The 21,252-nt window shown below is 39.9% G+C and carries 19 protein-coding genes and 3 pseudogenes; all 22 read right to left on the minus strand.

Features of this window, described 5'->3' with window-relative positions; genetic code table 11:
• A pseudogene (locus Ga0466249_RS26870) lies at positions 1-110 on the minus strand (2-oxoglutarate ferredoxin oxidoreductase subunit beta); the annotation flags it as partial.
• Positions 111-118: 8 nt separating this feature from the next.
• Positions 119-1,264, minus strand: a complete 1,146-nt coding sequence (locus Ga0466249_RS24590) for a 2-oxoacid:acceptor oxidoreductase subunit alpha (RefSeq protein ID WP_215832142.1) — start codon at positions 1,262-1,264, stop codon at positions 119-121.
• Positions 1,265-1,281: 17 nt separating this feature from the next.
• On the minus strand, positions 1,282-1,464 hold the full coding sequence (locus tag Ga0466249_RS24595) for a 4Fe-4S binding protein (protein WP_215830462.1): 183 nt from the start codon (positions 1,462-1,464) through the stop codon (positions 1,282-1,284).
• 287 nt (positions 1,465-1,751) lie between these two features.
• Positions 1,752-2,609, minus strand: coding sequence for a MurR/RpiR family transcriptional regulator (locus Ga0466249_RS24600; RefSeq protein WP_215832143.1), 858 nt, complete (start codon positions 2,607-2,609; stop codon positions 1,752-1,754).
• Between the two features lie 272 nt (positions 2,610-2,881).
• Positions 2,882-4,924 (minus strand): methyl-accepting chemotaxis protein, encoded by a 2,043-nt coding sequence (locus tag Ga0466249_RS24605; RefSeq protein ID WP_215832144.1) that lies wholly within the window; start codon positions 4,922-4,924, stop codon positions 2,882-2,884.
• Positions 4,925-4,954: 30 nt separating this feature from the next.
• Positions 4,955-6,331: a tripartite tricarboxylate transporter permease gene (locus Ga0466249_RS24610; RefSeq protein WP_215832145.1), complete on the minus strand. Its 1,377-nt coding sequence runs from the start codon at positions 6,329-6,331 to the stop codon at positions 4,955-4,957.
• Positions 6,331-6,750, minus strand: a complete 420-nt coding sequence (locus Ga0466249_RS24615; RefSeq protein ID WP_215832146.1) for a hypothetical protein — start codon at positions 6,748-6,750, stop codon at positions 6,331-6,333. The genes Ga0466249_RS24610 and Ga0466249_RS24615 overlap by 1 nt, the downstream gene beginning before the upstream one ends.
• A gap of 163 nt (positions 6,751-6,913) precedes the next feature.
• Positions 6,914-8,131 (minus strand): MFS transporter, encoded by a 1,218-nt coding sequence (locus Ga0466249_RS24620; RefSeq protein ID WP_246589032.1) that lies wholly within the window; start codon positions 8,129-8,131, stop codon positions 6,914-6,916.
• An 81-nt stretch (positions 8,132-8,212) separates the two neighbouring features.
• A complete protein-coding gene (locus Ga0466249_RS24625; RefSeq protein WP_246589033.1) occupies positions 8,213-9,106 on the minus strand; it encodes an amidohydrolase family protein in 894 nt (297 codons plus the stop codon).
• Between the two features lie 129 nt (positions 9,107-9,235).
• Positions 9,236-9,928: an RraA family protein gene (locus Ga0466249_RS24630; protein WP_215832148.1), complete on the minus strand. Its 693-nt coding sequence runs from the start codon at positions 9,926-9,928 to the stop codon at positions 9,236-9,238.
• A gap of 208 nt (positions 9,929-10,136) precedes the next feature.
• Entirely contained in the window at positions 10,137-11,108 is a 972-nt protein-coding gene (locus Ga0466249_RS24635) for a 2-hydroxyacid dehydrogenase (RefSeq protein ID WP_215832149.1), read from the minus strand.
• Between the two features lie 148 nt (positions 11,109-11,256).
• Positions 11,257-11,670 (minus strand): anion permease, encoded by a 414-nt coding sequence (locus Ga0466249_RS24645; RefSeq protein ID WP_215832150.1) that lies wholly within the window; start codon positions 11,668-11,670, stop codon positions 11,257-11,259.
• Positions 11,671-11,721: 51 nt separating this feature from the next.
• Positions 11,722-12,302, minus strand: a pseudogene (locus tag Ga0466249_RS27925) (SLC13 family permease).
• A gap of 39 nt (positions 12,303-12,341) precedes the next feature.
• Positions 12,342-12,902, minus strand: coding sequence for an HD domain-containing protein (locus Ga0466249_RS24660; RefSeq protein ID WP_215832153.1), 561 nt, complete (start codon positions 12,900-12,902; stop codon positions 12,342-12,344).
• Between the two features lie 15 nt (positions 12,903-12,917).
• Complete coding sequence (locus tag Ga0466249_RS24665) at positions 12,918-13,799, minus strand: NAD(P)-binding domain-containing protein (protein WP_215832154.1); 882 nt, start codon at positions 13,797-13,799, stop codon at positions 12,918-12,920.
• Between the two features lie 36 nt (positions 13,800-13,835).
• On the minus strand, positions 13,836-14,993 hold the full coding sequence (locus tag Ga0466249_RS24670; RefSeq protein ID WP_215832155.1) for a metallo-dependent hydrolase: 1,158 nt from the start codon (positions 14,991-14,993) through the stop codon (positions 13,836-13,838).
• Positions 14,994-15,062: 69 nt separating this feature from the next.
• Positions 15,063-16,292 carry an MFS transporter gene (locus tag Ga0466249_RS24675; RefSeq protein ID WP_312889833.1) on the minus strand — a complete coding sequence of 410 codons (1,230 nt, stop codon included), beginning with the start codon at positions 16,290-16,292 and terminating at the stop codon, positions 15,063-15,065.
• Between the two features lie 841 nt (positions 16,293-17,133).
• Positions 17,134-17,394, minus strand: a pseudogene (locus Ga0466249_RS24680) (LysR substrate-binding domain-containing protein); the annotation flags it as partial.
• 231 nt (positions 17,395-17,625) lie between these two features.
• Positions 17,626-17,826 carry a hypothetical protein gene (locus Ga0466249_RS24685; RefSeq protein WP_215832157.1) on the minus strand — a complete coding sequence of 67 codons (201 nt, stop codon included), beginning with the start codon at positions 17,824-17,826 and terminating at the stop codon, positions 17,626-17,628.
• On the minus strand, positions 17,823-19,046 hold the full coding sequence (locus Ga0466249_RS24690; RefSeq protein WP_215832158.1) for an MFS transporter: 1,224 nt from the start codon (positions 19,044-19,046) through the stop codon (positions 17,823-17,825). The genes Ga0466249_RS24685 and Ga0466249_RS24690 overlap by 4 nt, the downstream gene beginning before the upstream one ends.
• Positions 19,047-19,301: 255 nt before the next feature.
• Positions 19,302-20,216 carry a LysR family transcriptional regulator gene (locus tag Ga0466249_RS24695; protein WP_215832159.1) on the minus strand — a complete coding sequence of 305 codons (915 nt, stop codon included), beginning with the start codon at positions 20,214-20,216 and terminating at the stop codon, positions 19,302-19,304.
• Positions 20,217-20,428: 212 nt separating this feature from the next.
• On the minus strand, positions 20,429-21,252 hold an 824-nt coding region (locus Ga0466249_RS24700), incomplete at its 5' end, for an electron transfer flavoprotein subunit alpha/FixB family protein (protein WP_215832160.1).

Consider the following 21,252-nt stretch of genomic DNA (forward strand, 5'->3'; position numbering starts at 1 on the left):
TTATCGATGGCTTTGACTGCGGCACTTGTGACTATGCCGTTGCCGCAGCCGGGACACCACATGTGAGGCAAGTGATTCTGACGATAATATTTTTGTACGAGTTGTTCCATGTTCATGATTATTTCTCCTCCCCGCTGAGTTTGACAAGACCGCTGAGTAGTTCGGCGGGAGTGATGGCTTCATTGTTATATTTCGTATAGGAAATGACGGGGATTTTCCCGCCTACGGCTTTTTGGACTTCGCCGACATACTGGCCGCAGTTGAGTTCGGCTACAAGGATCTTTTTGACGCGTGTGGCAAGCGCTTCGATTTGCTTTTGGGCAAAGGGCCAAATGGTAATGGGACGGAAGAGTCCGATTTTGATACCTTGATCCCGGGCTTGATCAATGGCTGCATAGGCTGTACGGGCTGTACCGCCGAAGGCGACAACAGCATAGTCGGCATCTTCGAGACGATATTCTTCATAAGTGACAATGTCAGCGAGATTGTCGGACAGTTTTTGGTTTAAGCGATCCATCTGGGCAACGGTGGCGGCGGGGGAACCGTTGGGGAAACCGCTTTCGTCATGAATGAGTCCGGTGACATGGTAGCGGTAGCCGGCGCCAAAGGGCGGCATGGGACAGATTTTATCGCTGTCGGCATGATAGGCCTGATAGTTTTTGGATGGCTTTTCTGTCGGTTGTTTGCGCATGGGCTGCTGGATGCTGTCATAGCTATCAGGCAGTTCAATTTTTTCGCGCATATGACCGACGATTTCGTCCATGAGCATGATAACGGGAACGCGGTATTTTTCGGAGAGTTCATAAGCCCGCAAGGTTAAGGTAAATGTTTCGGGTACACTGGACGGCGTGAGAGCAATGATGGAATGATCGCCGTGTGTTCCCCAACGGGCTTGCATGATGTCGGCCTGAGAAGGGGACGTTGGCTGACCTGTCGACGGACCGACGCGCTGGACATTGGCAATGACGATGGGGACTTCGGCGATGGCGGCGTAGCCAATGAGTTCTTGTTTTAAGGAAAAGCCGGGGCCGCTTGTGGCTGTTAAGACTTTTTTGCCTGCGAGAGAGGCACCAATAATCACACCGATACCGGAAATTTCATCTTCCATTTGAATAAATTTACCGCCTACTTGGGGGAGACGTTTAGCCATGAGCTCGGCGATTTCTGTGGACGGCGTAATGGGATAGCCACCAAAGAAACGGGCACCAGCAGCAATGGCTCCTTCAGCGCAGGCCTGATTGCCTTGCATGAGGACAGTTGCCATAGAAAAGTTCACTCCTTTTATTTTTCAACGAATATGGCGTAGTCTGGACAGCGCAGTTCACACTGTTTGCAGCTAATGCATTTGGATTCGTCAAGAATTTCTACTTTTTCAATTTCGTTTACTTTGAGTACTGCTTTGGGGCAAAAGGTTACGCAAATGCCGCAGCCTTTGCAGCGTTTTGTTTCGATTTTCAAGCTCATACTTTCACCTCTTTTTTGCATTGTTTAATATCACTTCAAAACTTTTTTGTTGTAAATTTTACTATAATTTTTGTATTGTAAAAAAAATTACTACAATAAGTATACTCCGTTTTTGAAATTTTGTAAACTGAAAATATGCAAAACTTTATAATATTACAAATTATAAGTTTAAAATACCTTCGTATTTATGCCACATTACCTATCATAAAAATAAAATAGCTACTTCCACGTATAGAAAGTAGCTAAGTAGCTATTTTTCGTACTAAACTTCAAGATGAATTAGCAAATTAATTCATAATGTTAGGATCCATTTCATGTATGACTTGTTCAAGTTTTTCCAGTTGACTCTTTGTTTTCGGTGAATCCCTGATAGCCACTCCCGTAATCAAAAAGTCAGCCACAAACATAGTACCTATTTCGGAATTATGAAATGACAAACTTTCAAAAGAACAAGCTAGGAAACAATCAGATAAAAGTGCCAATGGCGATGAATAACCATCTGTGATAGATAAAAGTCTCGCCCCCTTATTTTTCGCAACACGAACAACTTCGACAGTTCTTTTTGCATACCGTGGCAAACCAATAGCAATAACCAAATCCTCTGAGGAAAGTCTAGCTAATATAGCTTGCAAGCGTCCGGAGTCAGGGATCAACAACTCACAATCAATGCCAAGGCGATTTAGTCCTTCATTCAAGTAGGTCGCTGCTGCAGAACTTCCTCTAACTCCGATAATATATATTTTCTTTGCTGCAAAAATAAAATCAAGAGCCTTACTGATCACCTCATCCGATAAAAATCCTACTGTCTTTTGAATATTATTTATCTGAATTTCAGCACACCCGATTAATAGTTTATTTTTCCCCAGCTTTTTTACATTTGCTTCTAATCTTGTCGGTGGTGCCGCAACCCGGTTACGCAGCATTTCCTGCAATGCCCTTTGAAACTGCGTATATCCAGTATACCCGAGCGCATACGCCAGCCGCATAATAGTGGCAACACTAACTCCGACAAGTCCCGCCAATTGTTCAATGGTCAGGAATGTTATTTCCGTTGGATTTTTTAAAATATAGTCGGCTACTTTCCGTTGGGCAGAAGTAAGACTTTCCATTTTATCCGCCAATAATTGTAGAACTGTTATTTCCATTTAACGGTCTCCATCCATTTATAAGGTTATTAATAGTATTATACCAAAAAAATGGACCTAAAACCTTTTATTGTGCCTTTTCAAAAGAAAAAACGACAAAATTTAGAAAAAGCAGTAGTTACTTATTGTTTCCCACCTTTAAAACTAATGCTTCTATTATACAAAAATACCCTATTGGCGACACACTTTTTTTGTGTCTATCCTCTAGGGTACATAGTAATAAATCTTAATGCTTCTTATTTTTTCCGCCCAATTTAAAAAGCAGCTCACGACTACCTTGTGTGAAATTTACCAATGGATTCCAATAAATTTTGAGCTAGTTGAGAAAGACCTTGACTTGCGGACGCAATTTGCTCCATAGAAGCGGATTGCTCTTCGGTCGTTGCAGAAACAGTCTGCGCCTCCCCAGTTGCCACTGCCGCTAAATGATCAATTTGCTGAACAGACGCTACAATTTTTTGACTACCTCTTCCCAATTGAATAATCGTATCTGAAAATCCACTAATCTGATTCGCCAAGTTCGTTACAAGACTAATAATGTCCTGAAAAGCCTTACCTGCTTCGTTTACAATGTCTGTACCTTCCGTGACTTCCCTTTTGCCGTCCTCCATAGCAGATACAGCTTTATCTGTCTCACTCTGAACTTCACCAATTAAATGGGCGATTTTCTTTGCCGCCTCCTGAGATTGTTCTGCCAATTGGCGAACTTCCTCGGCAACAACTGCGAATCCTCGCCCTTGTTCGCCAGCTCTTGCTGCCTCTATAGCAGCATTGAGAGCTAAGAGATTGGTCTGACCAGAAATTGTAGAAATCGTATCAACAATTTGCCCTATTTCTTTAGAACGTTTACCTAATTGGGCAATAACTTGTGCGGAACTACTAACAATATATTCAATTTCCGTCATCTTTTTGACAGCCCTTGCTACTGATTTACCACCTTCTTTTGCTGTCTCATCAGCTTGCTTCGACTGCTGCGACAACACATTGGCATTTACCACCACATTCTGAATACCCTCTGACATTTGCCCAATTATCGCAGAAGACTCGCTTACCTCAGTATGCTGTTCTTCGGTTCCCTGCGCCAATTCTGTAATTGATGAAGCAATTTGATTTGCTGCCTGGGCAGATTGTTCAGCACTAGCAGTAAGTTCCTCTGACGAAGCCGCAACTTGCTGAGATTCGTATTGTACCTTTTCGACTATAGCGATTATAGAATTCTTCATTACCAAAAAGCTTCTCACTATTTGCCCCAGTTCATCATCGCTAGTAACAGAAAAATCACGTTTTCTTAAGTTTCCTTGCGAAACCAAGGCCATCTCTCGATTAATTGCCAAAATCGGCCCAACGAATCTTCTTCCAAATAAATATGCAATTATTCCAGCGATAGTTAAGCCAATAAAAGATATAAGCAACGTCCATTTCAACAAACGATTAGCATCTTCATATATCTCATTAGCTTCTGTTGTAATAATTAATGCCCAACGTTGCTGTTCGCCCAATTGCACAGGACAAAACACGGCATAGCGGGAATCATTATCATAACCGATATATGCACTCTGAGCGATATTTCCACTTAATGCCTCTTTTGTAGCCGTCACAGCCCGTTCATCAATATTTTTCCGAACAAAATTTAAGTCTGCGGGAATGTCTTGCTTGAGAAAATTTATTGTTCCAACCGTTTCAGAATTTTTTCCATCGGCGACTACAACACCATCGCCACCTACTAGAGTAGCATAGCCTGTCTGTCCAAATTTCGCCTGTTGAATCTTATCCAAAATTTTATCTGATTGATAAATTGCATTAATCATACCTTCCATCTTGCCATTACGAAAAACCGGATAAACAATTGAAACAGTTGGTTTTCCGGTCACTTTTGAAATATAGGGATTCGTAATATATGGCTTCTGGGTCTGTATTACCAATTTCACATAATCCCGATCTGCATTAACCACTTGCTTTCCAGAAGAATCAACTGAATTGCCGTTCACATCAATATACCACAGATTATCGAACCTCGGAAATCGCTTTAATTCAGCACTCAATAGTTGAGAAATTTGCGTTTTATCAGCTGTATTAGTTATGTGATCCGATGTAGCAATATTGTAAGCATAGCTTGACAATACATTAAATTCAGATTCAATTTCCTGTGAATAATTTTGTACAATGGCCTGTTGATTTTCAGCTACTTTTTTTGAAATAGTTTTCTCAGTATTTTTGTAAGTAATAAGAGAAACACTCCCCAAGGTCACAATCAAAATTAGACAAATTACACCTATCATTTTGAACTGTATATGGGTCATAATTTTTTGCAGCATTCTGAAACCCTCCAAAACTTCTGGTATGTCTTACTTCATTCCAAATAACTGTAACGTTATCCAGGGCGCAGCAAAGTAAGCCATAAATTGTACGCCTGTATTAATGCCAAAATATTTACTCAATATTCCACTGAAGAATCCCATAAGCAGAGCTATTACAATTCCAAGTCCTTGAGTCTCAAAGTAACAGAGAACAATAAATAAGCCAAAAAATATCGTCAAAAGAGCTTCTTGGCTAACTTTTCGCATTACCCAAACACTTGCCGACCGGGCATAATTCATGGCTAACGGATAGGATATGATCGAAGCAATTGTAACAGCGAGCAGTCCGTACCAAAGGAATTGAGCAGGCGTCATTAACGTATGCAAATTATAAACAACCGGTTTGCTCGTAAATACTGGCGGTGCATTAAACAAGGGAAATGCTGCTCCCGCAGCTACCGAACTTAAGGGAAGACCAAACGCCACAAGAGGAATTAAAATTTCACAAAGATAAGTTCCCTCTGTCGCAGCATTCATAATAGCAACGCTTGTTGTCATCTTTTCATAAAAACTTTTTACTCTTGACTGGACAATCTCACCTGTTAAAACTGTAATTCCAACTGCGCTGCTGGCAAAGGTCACCGCTGAAAAAAGAGCAGAATACAGCGTATATAATTTTTGCTTTCTAGATAATACTTTTAAAGGATTAGGGAAATAGCCCGACCACGTTTTTAAATCAGGAGCAAGCCAAAAGGTTTTTGGAGAATCTGCCTCCACTCGCATTCTGTAACCTGGTGATAAGGCACTTAAGAGATCTACGAACATAGGACCCATAGCCATACCTAAAAATATACAAATGACAACACCTTTTCCTGTTACATCAATAGCTACTCTGTTTAAAGTCTGAGCAAAAAAGGCGAAAGGTATAATCATACAAATACTAGACCATCTGCCAGTTGAAGTATACGCCAGACCGACTGCCACAACTGTAAAGATAGGTCCGGCCCACGCTTTGATGATATCGCCGTAAGGTGCTAGTACCATTGCAAATCCAACCGAGATCGGCACTGATATGAATGACGCAATTACACCGGCTGAAATCATTTTTTGTAATGCAATATGCGGAAGACCAAAGCGACGTAAGATCGAACATGGTTCAAGTAAAGGGACAGCCAGAGTATCACCTGGAACACCTAATAAAGCAGTAGGTATTGCGTGAATTAAGTGCTTAGATACGAAAGCAGCAATACAAAAGGTAAAGATAGCAACAGGAGGAAAACCTAGATAAATCACTAATAAGGTAGCTGGAGCAACAGTAGCTGTTTCGCTGGTACCGGCAATCAGACCAATTGGAACAAAAATGAAGGCACCCAGAAGCGCAGCGCCAAGTCCCCATAACATTTGATACATCAAAGCATCATCCATTATACATTACTCTCCTTTGCATCTGGCTCAATAAACAGCTCATAAACATGAAGTTCCCGCATTTCCTCAATAACATCAGGTGGTACACTCTTTAAATACTTAGACTCCTGCTTAAGATTCAGATTCAAGTCGAGTAAGACTGATTGCTTATCAATTGAACTGTCATCTTCAAGAAATATGCGTTTCGACTTAAAAAATTTAGCTGCAATCACCCCAGCAACTAAGCACCCTACAATACCAAAGAGTAGAGCATATCCTGCTAATAAACCTTTTGCTATACCTGGATGAAAGCTTTTAAAATACCACAAACTGCCAGAAAAACTGCTATAGCCTAGGACTGCGCCGAGAAATAAGCCAATCAAAAGTTCCTTTAAATCTACGGTATCTCCCCATATAGTTAAATAACTTTGTTTTTCCATTTGTGTAAACTCTCCTTAGTTATTTTCCAAATTATCGATAAATTTTCTTTAATTAATTCAAATAAAAAAATTCAGATTATTTTTATTAGGAATTAACCTTTTATCCAAAATAGCTATACTGTACTTTTCGCATTATCTTATTCCTCTTAGTAACATTTCAGCATTAATCTTCTTGTAGTTGAATCGGCTTAATATCTGGAACAATAAACAAAATAGCTAACGCCGATATTAAAACACCGCAACCGCCAACAAATAACGCTATTTGGAAACTTCCGGTGAATTGATAAATAAAACCAGTAATTGTTGGTGCAAACAAGCCCGCAATAGAACTGACTGTGTTTATAGCGGCAGGCACTGTTCCTCCCAGTTTGCGCGGTGAAACTTCCGCTAATATTGTCCACATGATGCCAGCCGATGCCGATTCGGCCGCAACATTAATCGTCAAAAGAATACAAGCAATTACTGGATCATCAATATATCCAACTGCAAGAACGGATGCGGCAATTAATTGAAACGCTACCAGCGTATATTTTCTGGCAGGAGTAACATCGATTCCCTTCTTAATAAGCCAGTCGGAAAAATAGCCCATTGCTGGCTGAGAAATAAATCCTGCAATCCATGGCAACGAAGCATAGATTCCCATTTTGAGAACCGAAAAGCCTCTCTCCATAATTAAATAAGCAGGAACCCAGGTAACGAATAAGATAAATAAATAATCCAAAAAAAACTTTGCGATCATCAGACCGAGCACACAGCGGTTAGCCAGTAATTTTTTCCAAGGAATAGCCACTTTGGTTGAAACTGAAGTCACTTCAACTGGTTGAGAAACTTCTTTAAACCCGTAATACCAAGCTACACACCACAATAAACTAATCAGCCCGGTTACCAAAAATGCGACTCGCCAATTCCAATTCGCCATCAAAACGCCCATTAATACGGGAACAGCCGCCATACCTAGTTTCGTACCAGAAAGATAAAACCCCGTTGCCGTCGCCCGCTCATTGGACGGAAAATTTTCTGATACTATCTTTGCACTAACTACATTTCCTGCCGCTTCACCAGCACCAACACCCAAGCGAGCGAGTATCAGGAAATGCGCACTATGCACAAAACCAGTTACTGCAGACATACATGACCAAATTACTGCTGACCAACCAAGTGTTTTTTTTGCCCCATACTTATCCGAAAATCTACCAATTGGAAACATCAAGACAATATAACTCCAATAAAAAGCGGATAAAGCAATTCCCATTATTCCAGAATCTATATGTAACTCTTTGATAATCATTGGAGCCGCTATTCCCAAACTACCACGATCAATTGCATTAATAAACATTCCAGCTGTGAGTAATATAATGATCTTTATCCCTTTAAAATTCATAGTCAGCACCTCTCATAATAAATCGGATAGGGAAAATCAGTATCATCCTTGTAGTCACACTCAAAAAATACTCTTTAAAACTTAAAAGCCATACAGTCTCGATGGGTTATTTACTAGAATACGATTACGTATTGCCTCGTCTGGCGCCCACTCAGCCAATAAGTCGAGTAGGAGAGCATCATCTGGTTTGTCGTCGATTTTAGCTGTCGGGTGTGGCCAATCACTACCCCAAACTAATTGATCCGGTGCTTCTTTCACATATGCTTTGGCCACCACCGTTCTATCAGAATAAGGCGGACCAACCTTGGAGCGAATATAAGCTCCAGATAATTTGACCCACCCCTTCCCCCTCTTTAACAGTCTTACAATAATTCCAAACGATGGATGGGTTACACTTAGAACATGTCCCAAGTGATCAATCACTACTGGAACAGGAACACGATTCCAAATATCTGCACCAGTTACAATTTGCTCAGCATTAGCAACGATCTGAATATGCCACCCAAAAGCTTTAATTCGCTCAGCTAGCGGCTCTACCATCTCCATGCTCGTTGCTCCTCCCGGTTGTGAAAGATTAAATCGGATAGCACGCACTCCAGCAATATCCATTTTTTTCAGTTCTGCATCAGTTACGCTAGTATTAACCACAGCAACTCCGCGTGTCGTTGCAAAGTCAAACTGATTCAGTGCCTCAATTAAGCCACTGTTATCCACGCCATAAGTAGAAGGTTGTACAACCACGTTACGCACTGTACCAAGACGTTTCTGCAATAAACGATAATCAGCGACCGTGGCGTCAGGAGGTCGCAATTTTGAATTCGGATCAACTGGAAAACGCCTATCATAAATATGATGATGACAATCACACGCATTAGCTGGCACTTTGAGATGAGGAAACCTCATACCAGCCGAAAAAGGCACTTGCTGCTGTATTGAGCTCTCATCTAGTAAATTTTCTAGCACTTTATTTTTCATAAAACACCTCCTATGCCATATTTTCCAGTTCATTAATGCAAACCGCACCTTGAAGGTGCGGTCTTAATTTATTGGAACGAGTGAACCCCCTTATTTCGTGGGTTTCACTTGTCTTATCAAAAAGTCCTCTTATTTGTAATAGTCGTCAATAATTTCACAATTGAGAGAATTTAATCTCTTATCTATCCAAGACTTGTCCCGTGGAGTACCTTCCTGAATAGTCTTAAATATTGCCTGTTCCTTTGCCAACTTAGCTTTAGCCTTTTCCATGATAACTACCGCGTCTTGAGGATTGATAATGACTATACCATCCTCGTCCCCAACTACAATATCGCCTGGATTGACAACAACTCCACCACATGAAACGGGAACGTTAATTTCTCCAGGACCGTCTTTATAAGGCCCTTTCGGTGTAACACCTGCAGCATATACAGGCATATCCAATTCCTTCAATTCACCAGCATCGCGTACTGCTCCATCGATAACCACACCAGCCAGACCTTGCTTTTGAGCAGTTGTCATCATAATTGCACCTGTTATGGCATTCACGGTATCACCTTGTGCATCAACAATAATAACATCCCCGGGTTGCGCCAATTCCAGAGCCTTATGCAATAATAAATTATCACCAATTCTGCCTTTTACCGTAAAAGCGGTACCCAATAACGGCGTATGATTAAAAGGCTTAATGCGTGCATCTACACAGCTGAATCGATTCATTTCATCAGCAATATTAGCCACTGGTAAACCTTTAAACCCTTCTACTAATTCTTTACCTGGACGATTGATTTTCAAATAAACTCTGCATCCTACGTTTGACATAAAATCTCCTCCTCATTTTTTATACCATCTTATTTATATATATCTTTAAGGCTTTCTAACCACCTAGTACTAGTAATAACATGCCCTAATACTAAGAACCGCAAATTTACGGCAGTGATATGAATACCCCAAAAACTCAATTTATTTCACCTTGAAAGCCTGTTTTTCCACATTATTTACTTAGTTAGAAAAAGACAGCTCACGATTTTTAGTTAGTAAGATACTCAGCATTTACAATGTCCCTCTTGGACAAATCTTGCCCTTGGCTGATCTTCACGATATTTTCAATGCAACGCTTCGCCATACTGACACTAATATCAATCGTACTCCCCCCCATATGAGGTGTGACCACAATATTATCTAATTGAAACAAAGGATTACTCCTATCAGCAGGTTCTTTTTCCAAACAGTCAAGTCCAGCACCCATAATTTTATGACTTCGAAGCGCCTCAAGAAGATCATCTTCTTTTATAATTGCGCCTCTGGCCGTATTGATAATAATTGCGGAAGGCTTCATAAGTTCAATAGTATCCTTGCAAATCAAATGCCGAGTAGTATCATTGAACGGTACATGTAAGCTTATAATGTCAGATGTCTTTAGTAATTGCTCCAGGTCAACATATTTGACACCCAATTTTTTCTCCTCATCAGTCGAAAGTCTGAAGACATCATAGTACTGGACATCTGCGCCAAATGCTTTTACTTTTTGAGTAACCAACTTCCCGATACTGCCAAATCCAATAAGCCCGACGGTTTTACCGTTTATCGTATAAGAAGTACTTGTAATGCCTTCTTGTTGCCATTTTCCTTCTACCACATTGTTGTGCAATTGAATCAGCTTGCGATAAACAGCGAGCATGAGTAGCACAGCCATCTCGGATACAGATACAGCATTCATTCCTGGCGTAATAGCGACAGGGATATTTCTGGCACTCGCCGCCTTAATATCTACCTTTTCATATCCCACACCCCACCTCTGAATTAATTTTAAATTAGGAATAGAATTAATTAACTGCTCATTTAAGCTGAGTACCCGTAATATTACATAATTTGCATCACCCAAGTTGTCCAATTCACTTGTACTGGGTATTTCTTTGATTACAAAGCCTTTTGGAGCTATTCTTTTAATTAAAGTCTTAACCTCTGGGTCATAAGGTCCCATGAGAGCAATAACATCCATTTATTCTTTACCTCCCCGTAAAAAGCTAACTTTTTATATCGATCCTACAGTAAACCAAGCCAGTGCCAGTAAGTTGCTGCACAGATAGTGTATACAATGACTCCTATCAAACATAGTACAGAACCAACCTTCGGAAAATCTCCTACTGTTAATTCTCCTGTTCCATAATAAGAATATTAGACAGAGTGTTATAAAACATTAAGAAAGGATAGCCGCCAATAATCATCCCTGTCGGCAAAGCCAATGCCGCGGCAGGAAGATCAGCAGCTGCCGCTAGTGCAACAATGACCGGCATATACAGCACGGTAAGACCAGTTGTTCCCATAAATCCAATGCGGGAGAACTGAACAATAAACATTACAACAACAATAACTACCAGTGATGAGGCCCCGACTAGGCCCAATGAGGTAAAGACTTTAAGAGCTAGCCATTTTGCAGCTCCGGTTTTTAAGAGAAAATCTCCAGCAGCAAGTGCGCCACCACTTAACATCAAAATGTGGTAAGCAGAATCTCTATTTGTGTCCTTCCACGTAATAACACCGAATTTGGGCAAAAAAAACAAGCTAACCCCTAAGAAACAAGCGACGGTAGTATCCTGTCGCCCAGAGTCCGATTACAAAAAGAAAAACAAATAGTGTACGCCATTCCGCCGATGTAATTTGACTTGTTTATAGAGTTTAATGATACTAAGACAGCTGGGTAGCAAAATAGCTGTCCGCGCTGTTGTGGAAGGAACCATAAAGGCCAGCGCAATATTAGCAAGAGTAACTCCTAAAGTAATATTTCTGGCAGAACAACCTATTGTTGAAAGCAACCAATAAGTAAACCTTTCTGCCAAACGAGTTTTTCCATCGCAGCAGCCATCATGATGGCGCCCACTAATAAAAAGATCGGCGAAGTAGCAAAACTCTCCAGTACACTTTTAACATTACCTAAGCCTAAAAAAACAGCCGTAGGTATAACCATCAAGCTAACTACAGTTAATTCGACAGGCTCAGTCAAATACAGTACAACAAGCCCGGCAAGCATAGCCAATGCGTTTTGTCCCGCAACCGTCAATCCAGTTGGAGTCGCTATAACTAAAATTACAGTGAAAATAATGAATGTTAAAGGAATGCCTAGACGTTTTCGCCAGATGTCAATGTTCGAACTTTTTTCCACATTTGTAGCCATGGTGACACTCTCCCTCATCATGATACTGCAGCTAAACTAAGTTCTAAGTTACTCAACATTTTATAAATAGCCTAGGTGTGACCTAATACTATCAAAATTCATCTCGTCGACTTTACTAACGATTACAGCTTCCGGACTACGTTTTGCTCCTTCCCCCTCGTGGGCATGATAAGCAATAATATGAGCAATATCAACAGGAATGTCATTTTTCATAGCAATTACGATTCCAGATAGAGGATGCCGCAAATATTTACCTGATTGCGACTTTCGGAAATTCCCATCAGAATCTTTTGTCCATTCTAGGAATTTGCCAATATCATGCAGTAAAGCACCAGCAATTAACTTATCATGATCAAGTACAAAATCGCCCTGCCCCTGATATATTAAATTGTATTCTTCTAGTATCATGCGGCACATTCGGGTTACAGCCCGAATATGTCGAAGATAAGACGTAGGACAATTTGGGAATGATGCTAACACGAAGGGAAGTTTATCCATATCACTCGGTTCCCAGCCGCCTGCATTCAAGGCGCTTACATGACAATCAATTACTGCCTCGCGTAATTTTAAGTCAGTAATCCAATTAATTTCCGGTAATAAATCATTAATCACTTCTCTCATAAAAATCACCTTTCCTTATTTAGCTGCTTCTTCCCAGGCTTTAACAACTACCTGCCATTCTTTAGGTGTTTTCCCGCCAAATTTATCCTTCAAATTCTTAGATGCTAACCATGTCAGCCGCTCAAAAGTTGCTTTTGACATTGTTGGCTGAACGTTTATATCTTCCAGCATTTTAATAACATCTTTCATCTCATGGGCCCGTCTTTCTGCATGAATAGCACTCCCAGTTACCAACCGATTTAATGTTTGTTCAAAAGAACATGCATTCATTGTATCCGCTAGTGATTTTAGCACTAAATGATCCACTTTCATAATTGACGCTGCTTCCAGAACCTCTACAAGTAAAGCAGGCAGACCTTTCATAAAAATGCTGCGAACAAATTTTATCGCTGTAGCATCCCCTGGGTTATTACTCACTTTCTCAAGATTCATTCCATAAGAAAGCATTAATTTTAAGAAAAGATCACTGCCATTTCCACTGGCTAGGGTTGGAACTTTATTTTTATAGACTGGCAATGACCCCAGCATTGCAGCATCAACAAAATATACCCCAGTCTCTTTAATTGTCTTCCAGATATTTCGTTTGATATCGGGTGAAGAAGCCGATACATCTACATATAATGTGGAGTTTTTCAGAAAAGGAATTAACCCTTTGGCAGTTTCAAGAGCCTTCGCCCCAGGTACAGCCACAAAAACGACATCCACTTTATCAAATACTTCTTGGGGTGAAGTTACCAGTATTGCGCCAGAAGTCTGTACCCGCTCTTTAATCAAGGGTCCATAGACAGAATCTCCCTGCATAACATCATAAGCAAAAACTTTCTCAATACCCGCCCCTTTAAACCCTCTGGACATTTCAAATCCCACTTCTCCAAATCCAATAAATCCCAAATTCATATAAATCTCCTCCTAAATATAAAAGTACATTTTATGCTAAAACTCCAAGCTTCTATAAACCACTCTCCCGTTAACTACAGTCATTCGGGGGACGAAGACTTGGCTACAAGTAATTACTTCGCCAAAAACATCCTGAAGTAGCAAAGGCATTTCTTTTAATTGAAAAACCGCAATATCGGCATAAGCATTTGAAGCCAAAGTACCAATTTTCCCGTTCATTCCAATTAAGCTCGCAGGTGTCGAAGTACAGGCTTTAATCACATTTTGCAGAGAAATACCGAGACTCAAATATTTGGACATAATGAGCGGCAATCCGAAAACAGATCTTTCAAATAGGCTTCCCCGGACAAGGTCGGTACTGATAATATCCGGCTCGAATCCATTCGCAAGTGCTGCCCTAGCAACTGAAAATGCATAGTGCCCTCTTCCATCAGCAGTATCGAACAATACCCCTCTACTTCTTGCATCTTGAATAGCTTTACACACTTTCTTCCCATCATTAGTAAGAATATTGTTGCCTTTTCCTTGATATACATGGGTAAATACATCGCCAGATCGCAATAAAGATACTAAATCTTCTACCGCTCCAGGAGGATTTGTCGTATGCACGACTACTCTTACCTTAGAACCAAGTTTATCCGCCATTTGAACAGTAGCCTCTAGTGGAGCTAACCCCCATTCACCGACAATTTCCCTACTCTGTCGAATCTTTAAACCAACAAGTTGCCTGTCATATTTTTCAAAAAGACTGCGCATAGATTCTAAATCAAACATTTTAGGATCCACCGGCTCCAAACAACGTGTTAGAGTTGCCAATCCAGCTGGCGATGCGTGAAGGTGCGCAAAAATTCGAACCTGGCTATGATTTACAACTGTCTTTATAAAACTATCAAAATTAGTAACACCCGCACTTCCTTGGTCAATTGCAGTAGTCACTCCCTGGGGTAAAAGGGCTGAGTCAGGATGAACACCAATTGCAGTTCCACTATAAAAAACATGCGTATGATAATCAATCAGCCCCGGTAACACTAAGTAACCAGTAGCATCAATTACCTTTTCAGCTTCGACAGTTTCTCCCTGAGGAACATCAACAATTCGATTCCCTTGAATCAATACATCGGCTTTTCCTGAAAAATCCCGGCCCGGATCAATTACATTGCCGCCATGAATTAATAAATCACCGCGAATAGTCATATAAGCCTCCTTACTTTTTTCTCCAATGCTTAGCATCTCAATAGAGATTTCCTACTGAGCATTTTAAATCTATTCTGTCTTAAACTCCATTGGTTTGACAGCTGGTATAATAAACAACACTGTGCAAACGGCCAATAATAGCAGACAACCGCTAAAAGCTAGTGCCAACTGAAAAGTGCCGGTAAACTTAACGATAAAACCCGTAATAGTTGGCGCAAGAATACCTGCGATTGCACCAACCGTATTCATGCTGCCAGTTACTGTTCCCGTCATACCCGGAGGAGCCACTTCCGAAGCCACCGTAAACATCATGCCCCCAATGGTCGACCCTGCGGCAATATTCAGCGTCAAAATCGCGACTGCTACCATGGGGTCATCGACAAATCCAACAGCCATTATTGATGAGGCACACAGTTGGGCAGCTACCAGTACTCCTTTTCTTGCAACAGTAACGCTGAACCCTTTTTTAATCAGCCAGTCTGACAAATAACCTGCCATTGGTTGAACAATAAAGGCCGTTAAAAACGGTAGGGATGCGTATATGCCCATCTTAAAGAGAGAAAATCCTCTTTCCATAACCAAATAAGAAGGCACCCATGTCAAAAACATATAGTATAAATAATCCCCGCAAAACTTAGTTAAAAATAGCCCCAAAGTACACCGATTAGTAAGCAGTTGTAACCACGGGATGGCAACTCTTGGCTGAACTATTTTTGATTCTACTTGTACTTGTTGAGAACTTTCTTTGTACCAGTAATGCCAAATAACACACCATAGCAAACTTCCTAAACCGGTTATGATAAATGCCATTCGCCAACTATACTGGGCAATCAAGAATCCCATGAGAATTGGCGTTGCCGCATAACCTAATCTAGCACCTGCTTGATACCACCCAATTACGGTTGCCCGTTCACTGGAACGAAAGTTATCGGCAACAATCTTTGTAGTAACCGGAAATACTGCGGACTCGCCGATTCCAACACCCATACGTGCAGCCATCATACCAACCACATTATGCATAACTCCTGTTGCCGCAGAGGCCAAGGACCAAATAACAGCTGCAACGTTCAATACCAACTTCGATCCTAATTTATCGGCAAGGTTACCTGCTGGCAAATTAAGCAATGTATACGTCCAGAAGAATGCTGAAAAGGCAATTCCCATTGAACCTGGATCAATGTTAAGCTCTTTCATCATTACAGGAGCGGCAACTCCAAGACTGCTTCGGTCAATTCCCATAATAAACATTACCGAAAATAACATTAAGATCAGTTTTAGCCGATACGACTTCGAATTCACGATTATTTTCCCCTCTTCTTTGCAATTTTCAAATAGCCTTTTTATCATAAATTTCACTAAATTTAACACGTAACTATGACCGTTTAAGATAGGAGTCTAAATATTTTGAACTTTTTGGTTAGTCGCCACCCCATTTAACTTTTCCCCATTTAACTTTTCCCCATAACAGGTTAAATTTTTATTAGCTGATAGGCTTGACTTTCATTTTTAATATTCCGTAATAATTTGTAGTAATATTTTCTTCTTTGTTTATATGTAAGTAATTTTTACTACAATAATAGTATATGACTACATTCCGCCTTTGTAAAACAACATTTAGCTCAATAAATGACCTTATAGGTTAATTACGAAACATTTTCATAAAAAATCTCATTATTCCTTTTATTCTTATTATTTTGTTGCTTTTCATTATTCATCCTATTCACATAATTATTTATAAAATAAATAAGTCAGGACCACCCGCGTATAACGGGCAATGTCATCAGCTTAAGGATGTTTGTCTAAAAATACCCCTTATTAAAAGAGGTATTTTTAGATAAAAGAAAAAAGAATTCCAACACAAACAAGGCTATCTCATGAAAAAGAAATAGCCTTAACCTTCCTAATATTAAATAGAAAAAGTCAAATACAACTTCTCATGTAGAATTCGCAATAATGTAAGAAATGCATTATATAAAATTCCTTGTCTTGCTTTGGAAAGAGCCTGTTTTGATACTAATGGCAGATTAATCGTTGGTGAAAAAGCGGCTCGGAGTTGTGCATAATTAATAGAAAGTGATTTGTGTGTAGCTTGAAGGGTAAAATAAATTAATCCAGAAAAAGAAAGCTTTTATTTCTTTTTTTAAGTTGACGACATCGCCTGCATAGCGGGTGTTAACACCTTACTCTTATGAAGAGCGATAGACATAACGAATGTTAGCTGCGGAGCACTCGTAAACTCAACGAGTGTACCATTCGCTAAATACGGTTCTACTAATACGTAGGGCAAAATACTTACCCCCACTCCATCCAGCACAGCTCGTTTAATAGCCTCAGCATCACTATATTCGACAATGGAATGAACATCCTTTTCTTTTACTACTTCTTCAAACTTATCTCGATAAACACAACCTGGTTAAAAATTAATGAAAGAGTAATAACTTATATCTTGGCAATTGTTATTCGCGACAACTAACTCACGCTTGGCTATCCAGACTAATTTTTCATTTGACAAGTCGAATTGTATGATTTGACTACTAGCTACTAGCAGAAACGTTTTAAACAATTGAATATCCATTCGATATGATCCTCCAAACGATATATTACTAAGACATATATCTATTCCCCTCTCTACTTATACTAAGCCCAATCCAAAGAAATTCCAATCCCTCTCTAGTAATTGAAGACTGACTAAGTCATTTTTCAGTGGTTTCAAACGGTCTCTGCAACTTCCTATTTTACTTTCAAGATAATAAAGAGACACCCTATGCTTTGCATAAAGTGTCTCTACATAAAAATTCGTATTGCCAATAGCATCTTTATAAAGCCTATTCATCCTTCATCTCCTGATAAACAGTTTTTACAATTGGCTGTGGTGCAATTCATTCGCCCTACCTTCTTGCCATATAGGGCATAGTATAAAAATACGCAGAGGAAAGCTACGATGGCCGTTACGATATAGATTCCCTGAAATCCGATAACCGGGCGTAAGAATCCTAATAAGAACGGGCCTACACCCAATCCTAAATCAAGGGCAATAAAATAGGTGGATGTAGCTACCCCCATACGATAGTACGGCGACAGCTTAACACAAATTGCCTGACCATTCGACATAAATGTACCATAGCCCAAGCCGACAAAAACGCCTGCCAGTAGAAGAACGTATCCATAATGGGCCTGACTGAGAAGAAACAGCCCAATGGCAAGACATATATAGCATGGATACATTACAAAATTTTCACCTTTTTTGTCAAATATTATCCCGGTAAACGGCCGTGAAATCGTTATAACAACGGCATATGCAACAAAGAAGAATGTCCCCGCTGCAACTAAATTAATTTCCTGCGCATAGGCTGCAAGAAAACTAAGTACGCTGGAATAACAAAAGCCCATAAATAAACCAATGAATGCAATTGGAAACACATTGGCTTCCAAAAAATTATCCAGGCTAAATCTGCTCAACTTGGCCAATTCTTCCTTGCTTAATTTCATCTCTGTAACATCTAGGAATAAAGAGGAAACTAAACAAATCAATAATAAAACTACACAGAACATGACAATAAAGGTAAAGTTCATATACTGTTCAAGAAACATACCCAGAAAAGGCCCGACCGCCGCGGCTACGCTCGTGCTTAATCCATAATAATTGATACCTTCGCCGCGACGCGTACTCGGAATGATATTGGCAACAATCGTACTCGTTGCCGTCGAAGCAATTCCGTAACCAATCCCATTCAAAAAACGAATTATGTAAAGAATTAGCAAGCTTTTTATATCAAAATAAAAGAGCATTGTTACAAAATAGAAAATAATTCCAGCATACAGCATCTTTTTACGTCCAAGCAATTCAATAGATTTTCCTACAAACAGGCGGGCAAATAGTGTGCCAACTATAAAAATACCTGATGCCAGACCAGCTTCACTCAAAGAGGCCTGTAGCGTATCCTTTGCCACCACAGTTATAATTACCATCAACAAATAATATATGAGATAAAGCAAAAAATTAATAATCGTATCAATTAAAAAATCTTTGGTCCATAATTTAGTTTTCTCCATAACTTTATATCATCCCTATATCATTTGACTTACAAAATTTATCTAATCGATCTTAACGCCATGACAAAATTTTCTTTCGACAGTATTCTGTATATCTTATCGAATACTGTCGAAAGTGCGGCAATCATGGTTTCATCGCAGATATCATCTTGTATAACATTGACAATTATATAAGGAAGTTACCTTTTTGTATAACAAAATAAATAGATAACCGATATAAATAAAATCAATAACGATTTATACCGGTTATCTGATCTATAAACAATCCCTGCCAGGATTACTTTTTTTATTCAAATTAATTACATAATCAATAAAGACTTTCATCATTTTATACTTGGGATTTTTCTTCTTATAGAGCAAATATGCTTTTAAATTCAGCAAAGGATTAATCACATAATAACCGCTTTCGACCCCCAGTGCCGTCAATAGCCTTTCCGCGAGCAGTGCTCCCACTTGATTTTGTTGACAATAATTTATCATCGCATAGGGTGTAGAAAGATTTGCCGCAATCGGAGGGAGCTCGTTGATCTGTGCAAAATATTGGTCGATCATCGCATTCATAAAATACTTAGGCGGATATCGAACTAGAGGAACATCCATCAATCGAGCTATGCTGATCTCGCCCGTCAAATTCTTAACGTTAGGCGCATAATAGACCACATTATCTATACAGAAACAATCCTTTTCATAACCATTTACCTTGATATCCGACGGCAGAAAGGTTGATCCGATATCAATACTGCCATTTTTCAGTGCCTGCAATAAATCCTCTTCTTCCATAGTGTAAACGCTGATGTAGATATTCGAATTATTCCTGCGAAAATAAGCCACATGCTGATTCATAAGAACATCACCAAGAGAAGTCAACACGCCGATCTTTAAATCCAAAAGATTATTCGCATTGAAATTCCGGACATCATAAACAGCCTCCGTCAGGGATGTCATAATGCTGTTTAGCCGAAGAAAAAACATTTCTCCCTCCGGTGTCAGCTTGCTGCCACGATTAGAGCGGGCAATTAATTTAACCCCCAGCACAGTCTCCAATTTTTGCATCTGGAAGCTGAAGGCAGACTGTGTAATATTCGCCTCTTTCGCTGCAATGGTAAAATTTCTAATTCTTCCATACGTGATAAAATTCTCTAATTGCTGAATACTCGGTAACTCGCCCATAATAAACCCCCGTCATTCGTTCCTTATAAAATAATACGAATGAATGCTATATATAACACTCATTCGTATAGATTATAATACCTCACTTTGTAACTTTCAAACCCACACAACTGCGATTTTACAGACAGTGCGGCTTATATCATTTATTGATTAATCAAAAGAAATCACTTTGGCAGGATTCATAATAAGTTTTGGATCCCATGCTTTCTTAATTATTGTTTCGCTTTATGCTTTTTTAAAGCTTCTATGAATAGGGGGATCGCTTCTAAGGCATCGGCTACAATACCATAATTAGCAAATTTGAAGATATTTGCATCGGGATCTTTGTTGACAGCAATAATGATGTCCGATGTACTCATCCCCGCTAAATGCTGAATAGCACCAGAAATACCGAAAGCAAAATAGATTTTCGGTGCCACCGTCTTCCCTGTCTGACCCACTTGATTCAAAGCAGGCATCCAACCGGCATCCACAGCGGCACGCGAAGCACCGACAGCACCGCCAACAACTTCAGCCAGTTCTTCTAATAATTTAAAATTATCCATACTACACATGCCGCGTCCACCAGAAATAATAATTTCCGCTTCTTCAATGTTGACAGAGGCTGTGCAAAGATTAATGACATCAATAAGTTTCGTACGAATGTCTTCCGGTTTTACTTTACTTGGAACTTTAATAATCTCGCCTTTCCGGCTAAAGTCTTGCTCCGGACGTTTAAATACCTTCGGACGAACGGTTCCCATTTGGGGACGATAATCAGGACAAAGAATCGTTGCCATAATATTACCGCCAAAAGCCGGTCGCGTCCAAGCAACTAAACGCGTTTCTTCATCAATATCCAAATTGGTACAATCGGCAGTTAGACCTGCTTTCACACGACAAGATACACGCGGTCCAAGATCGCGTCCATCTACTGTTGCACCTAATAGTATCACATTGGGTTTATACGTATTGATTAGGTCAACAAATGCAATGGTATAAGCATCTGGATTGTAATGGGCATACTCTTCGCCTGCTACAACATAGACCTTGTCCG

Source organism: Pelorhabdus rhamnosifermentans, assembly GCF_018835585.1.
Taxonomy (GTDB): domain Bacteria; phylum Bacillota; class Negativicutes; order UMGS1260; family UMGS1260; genus Pelorhabdus; species Pelorhabdus rhamnosifermentans.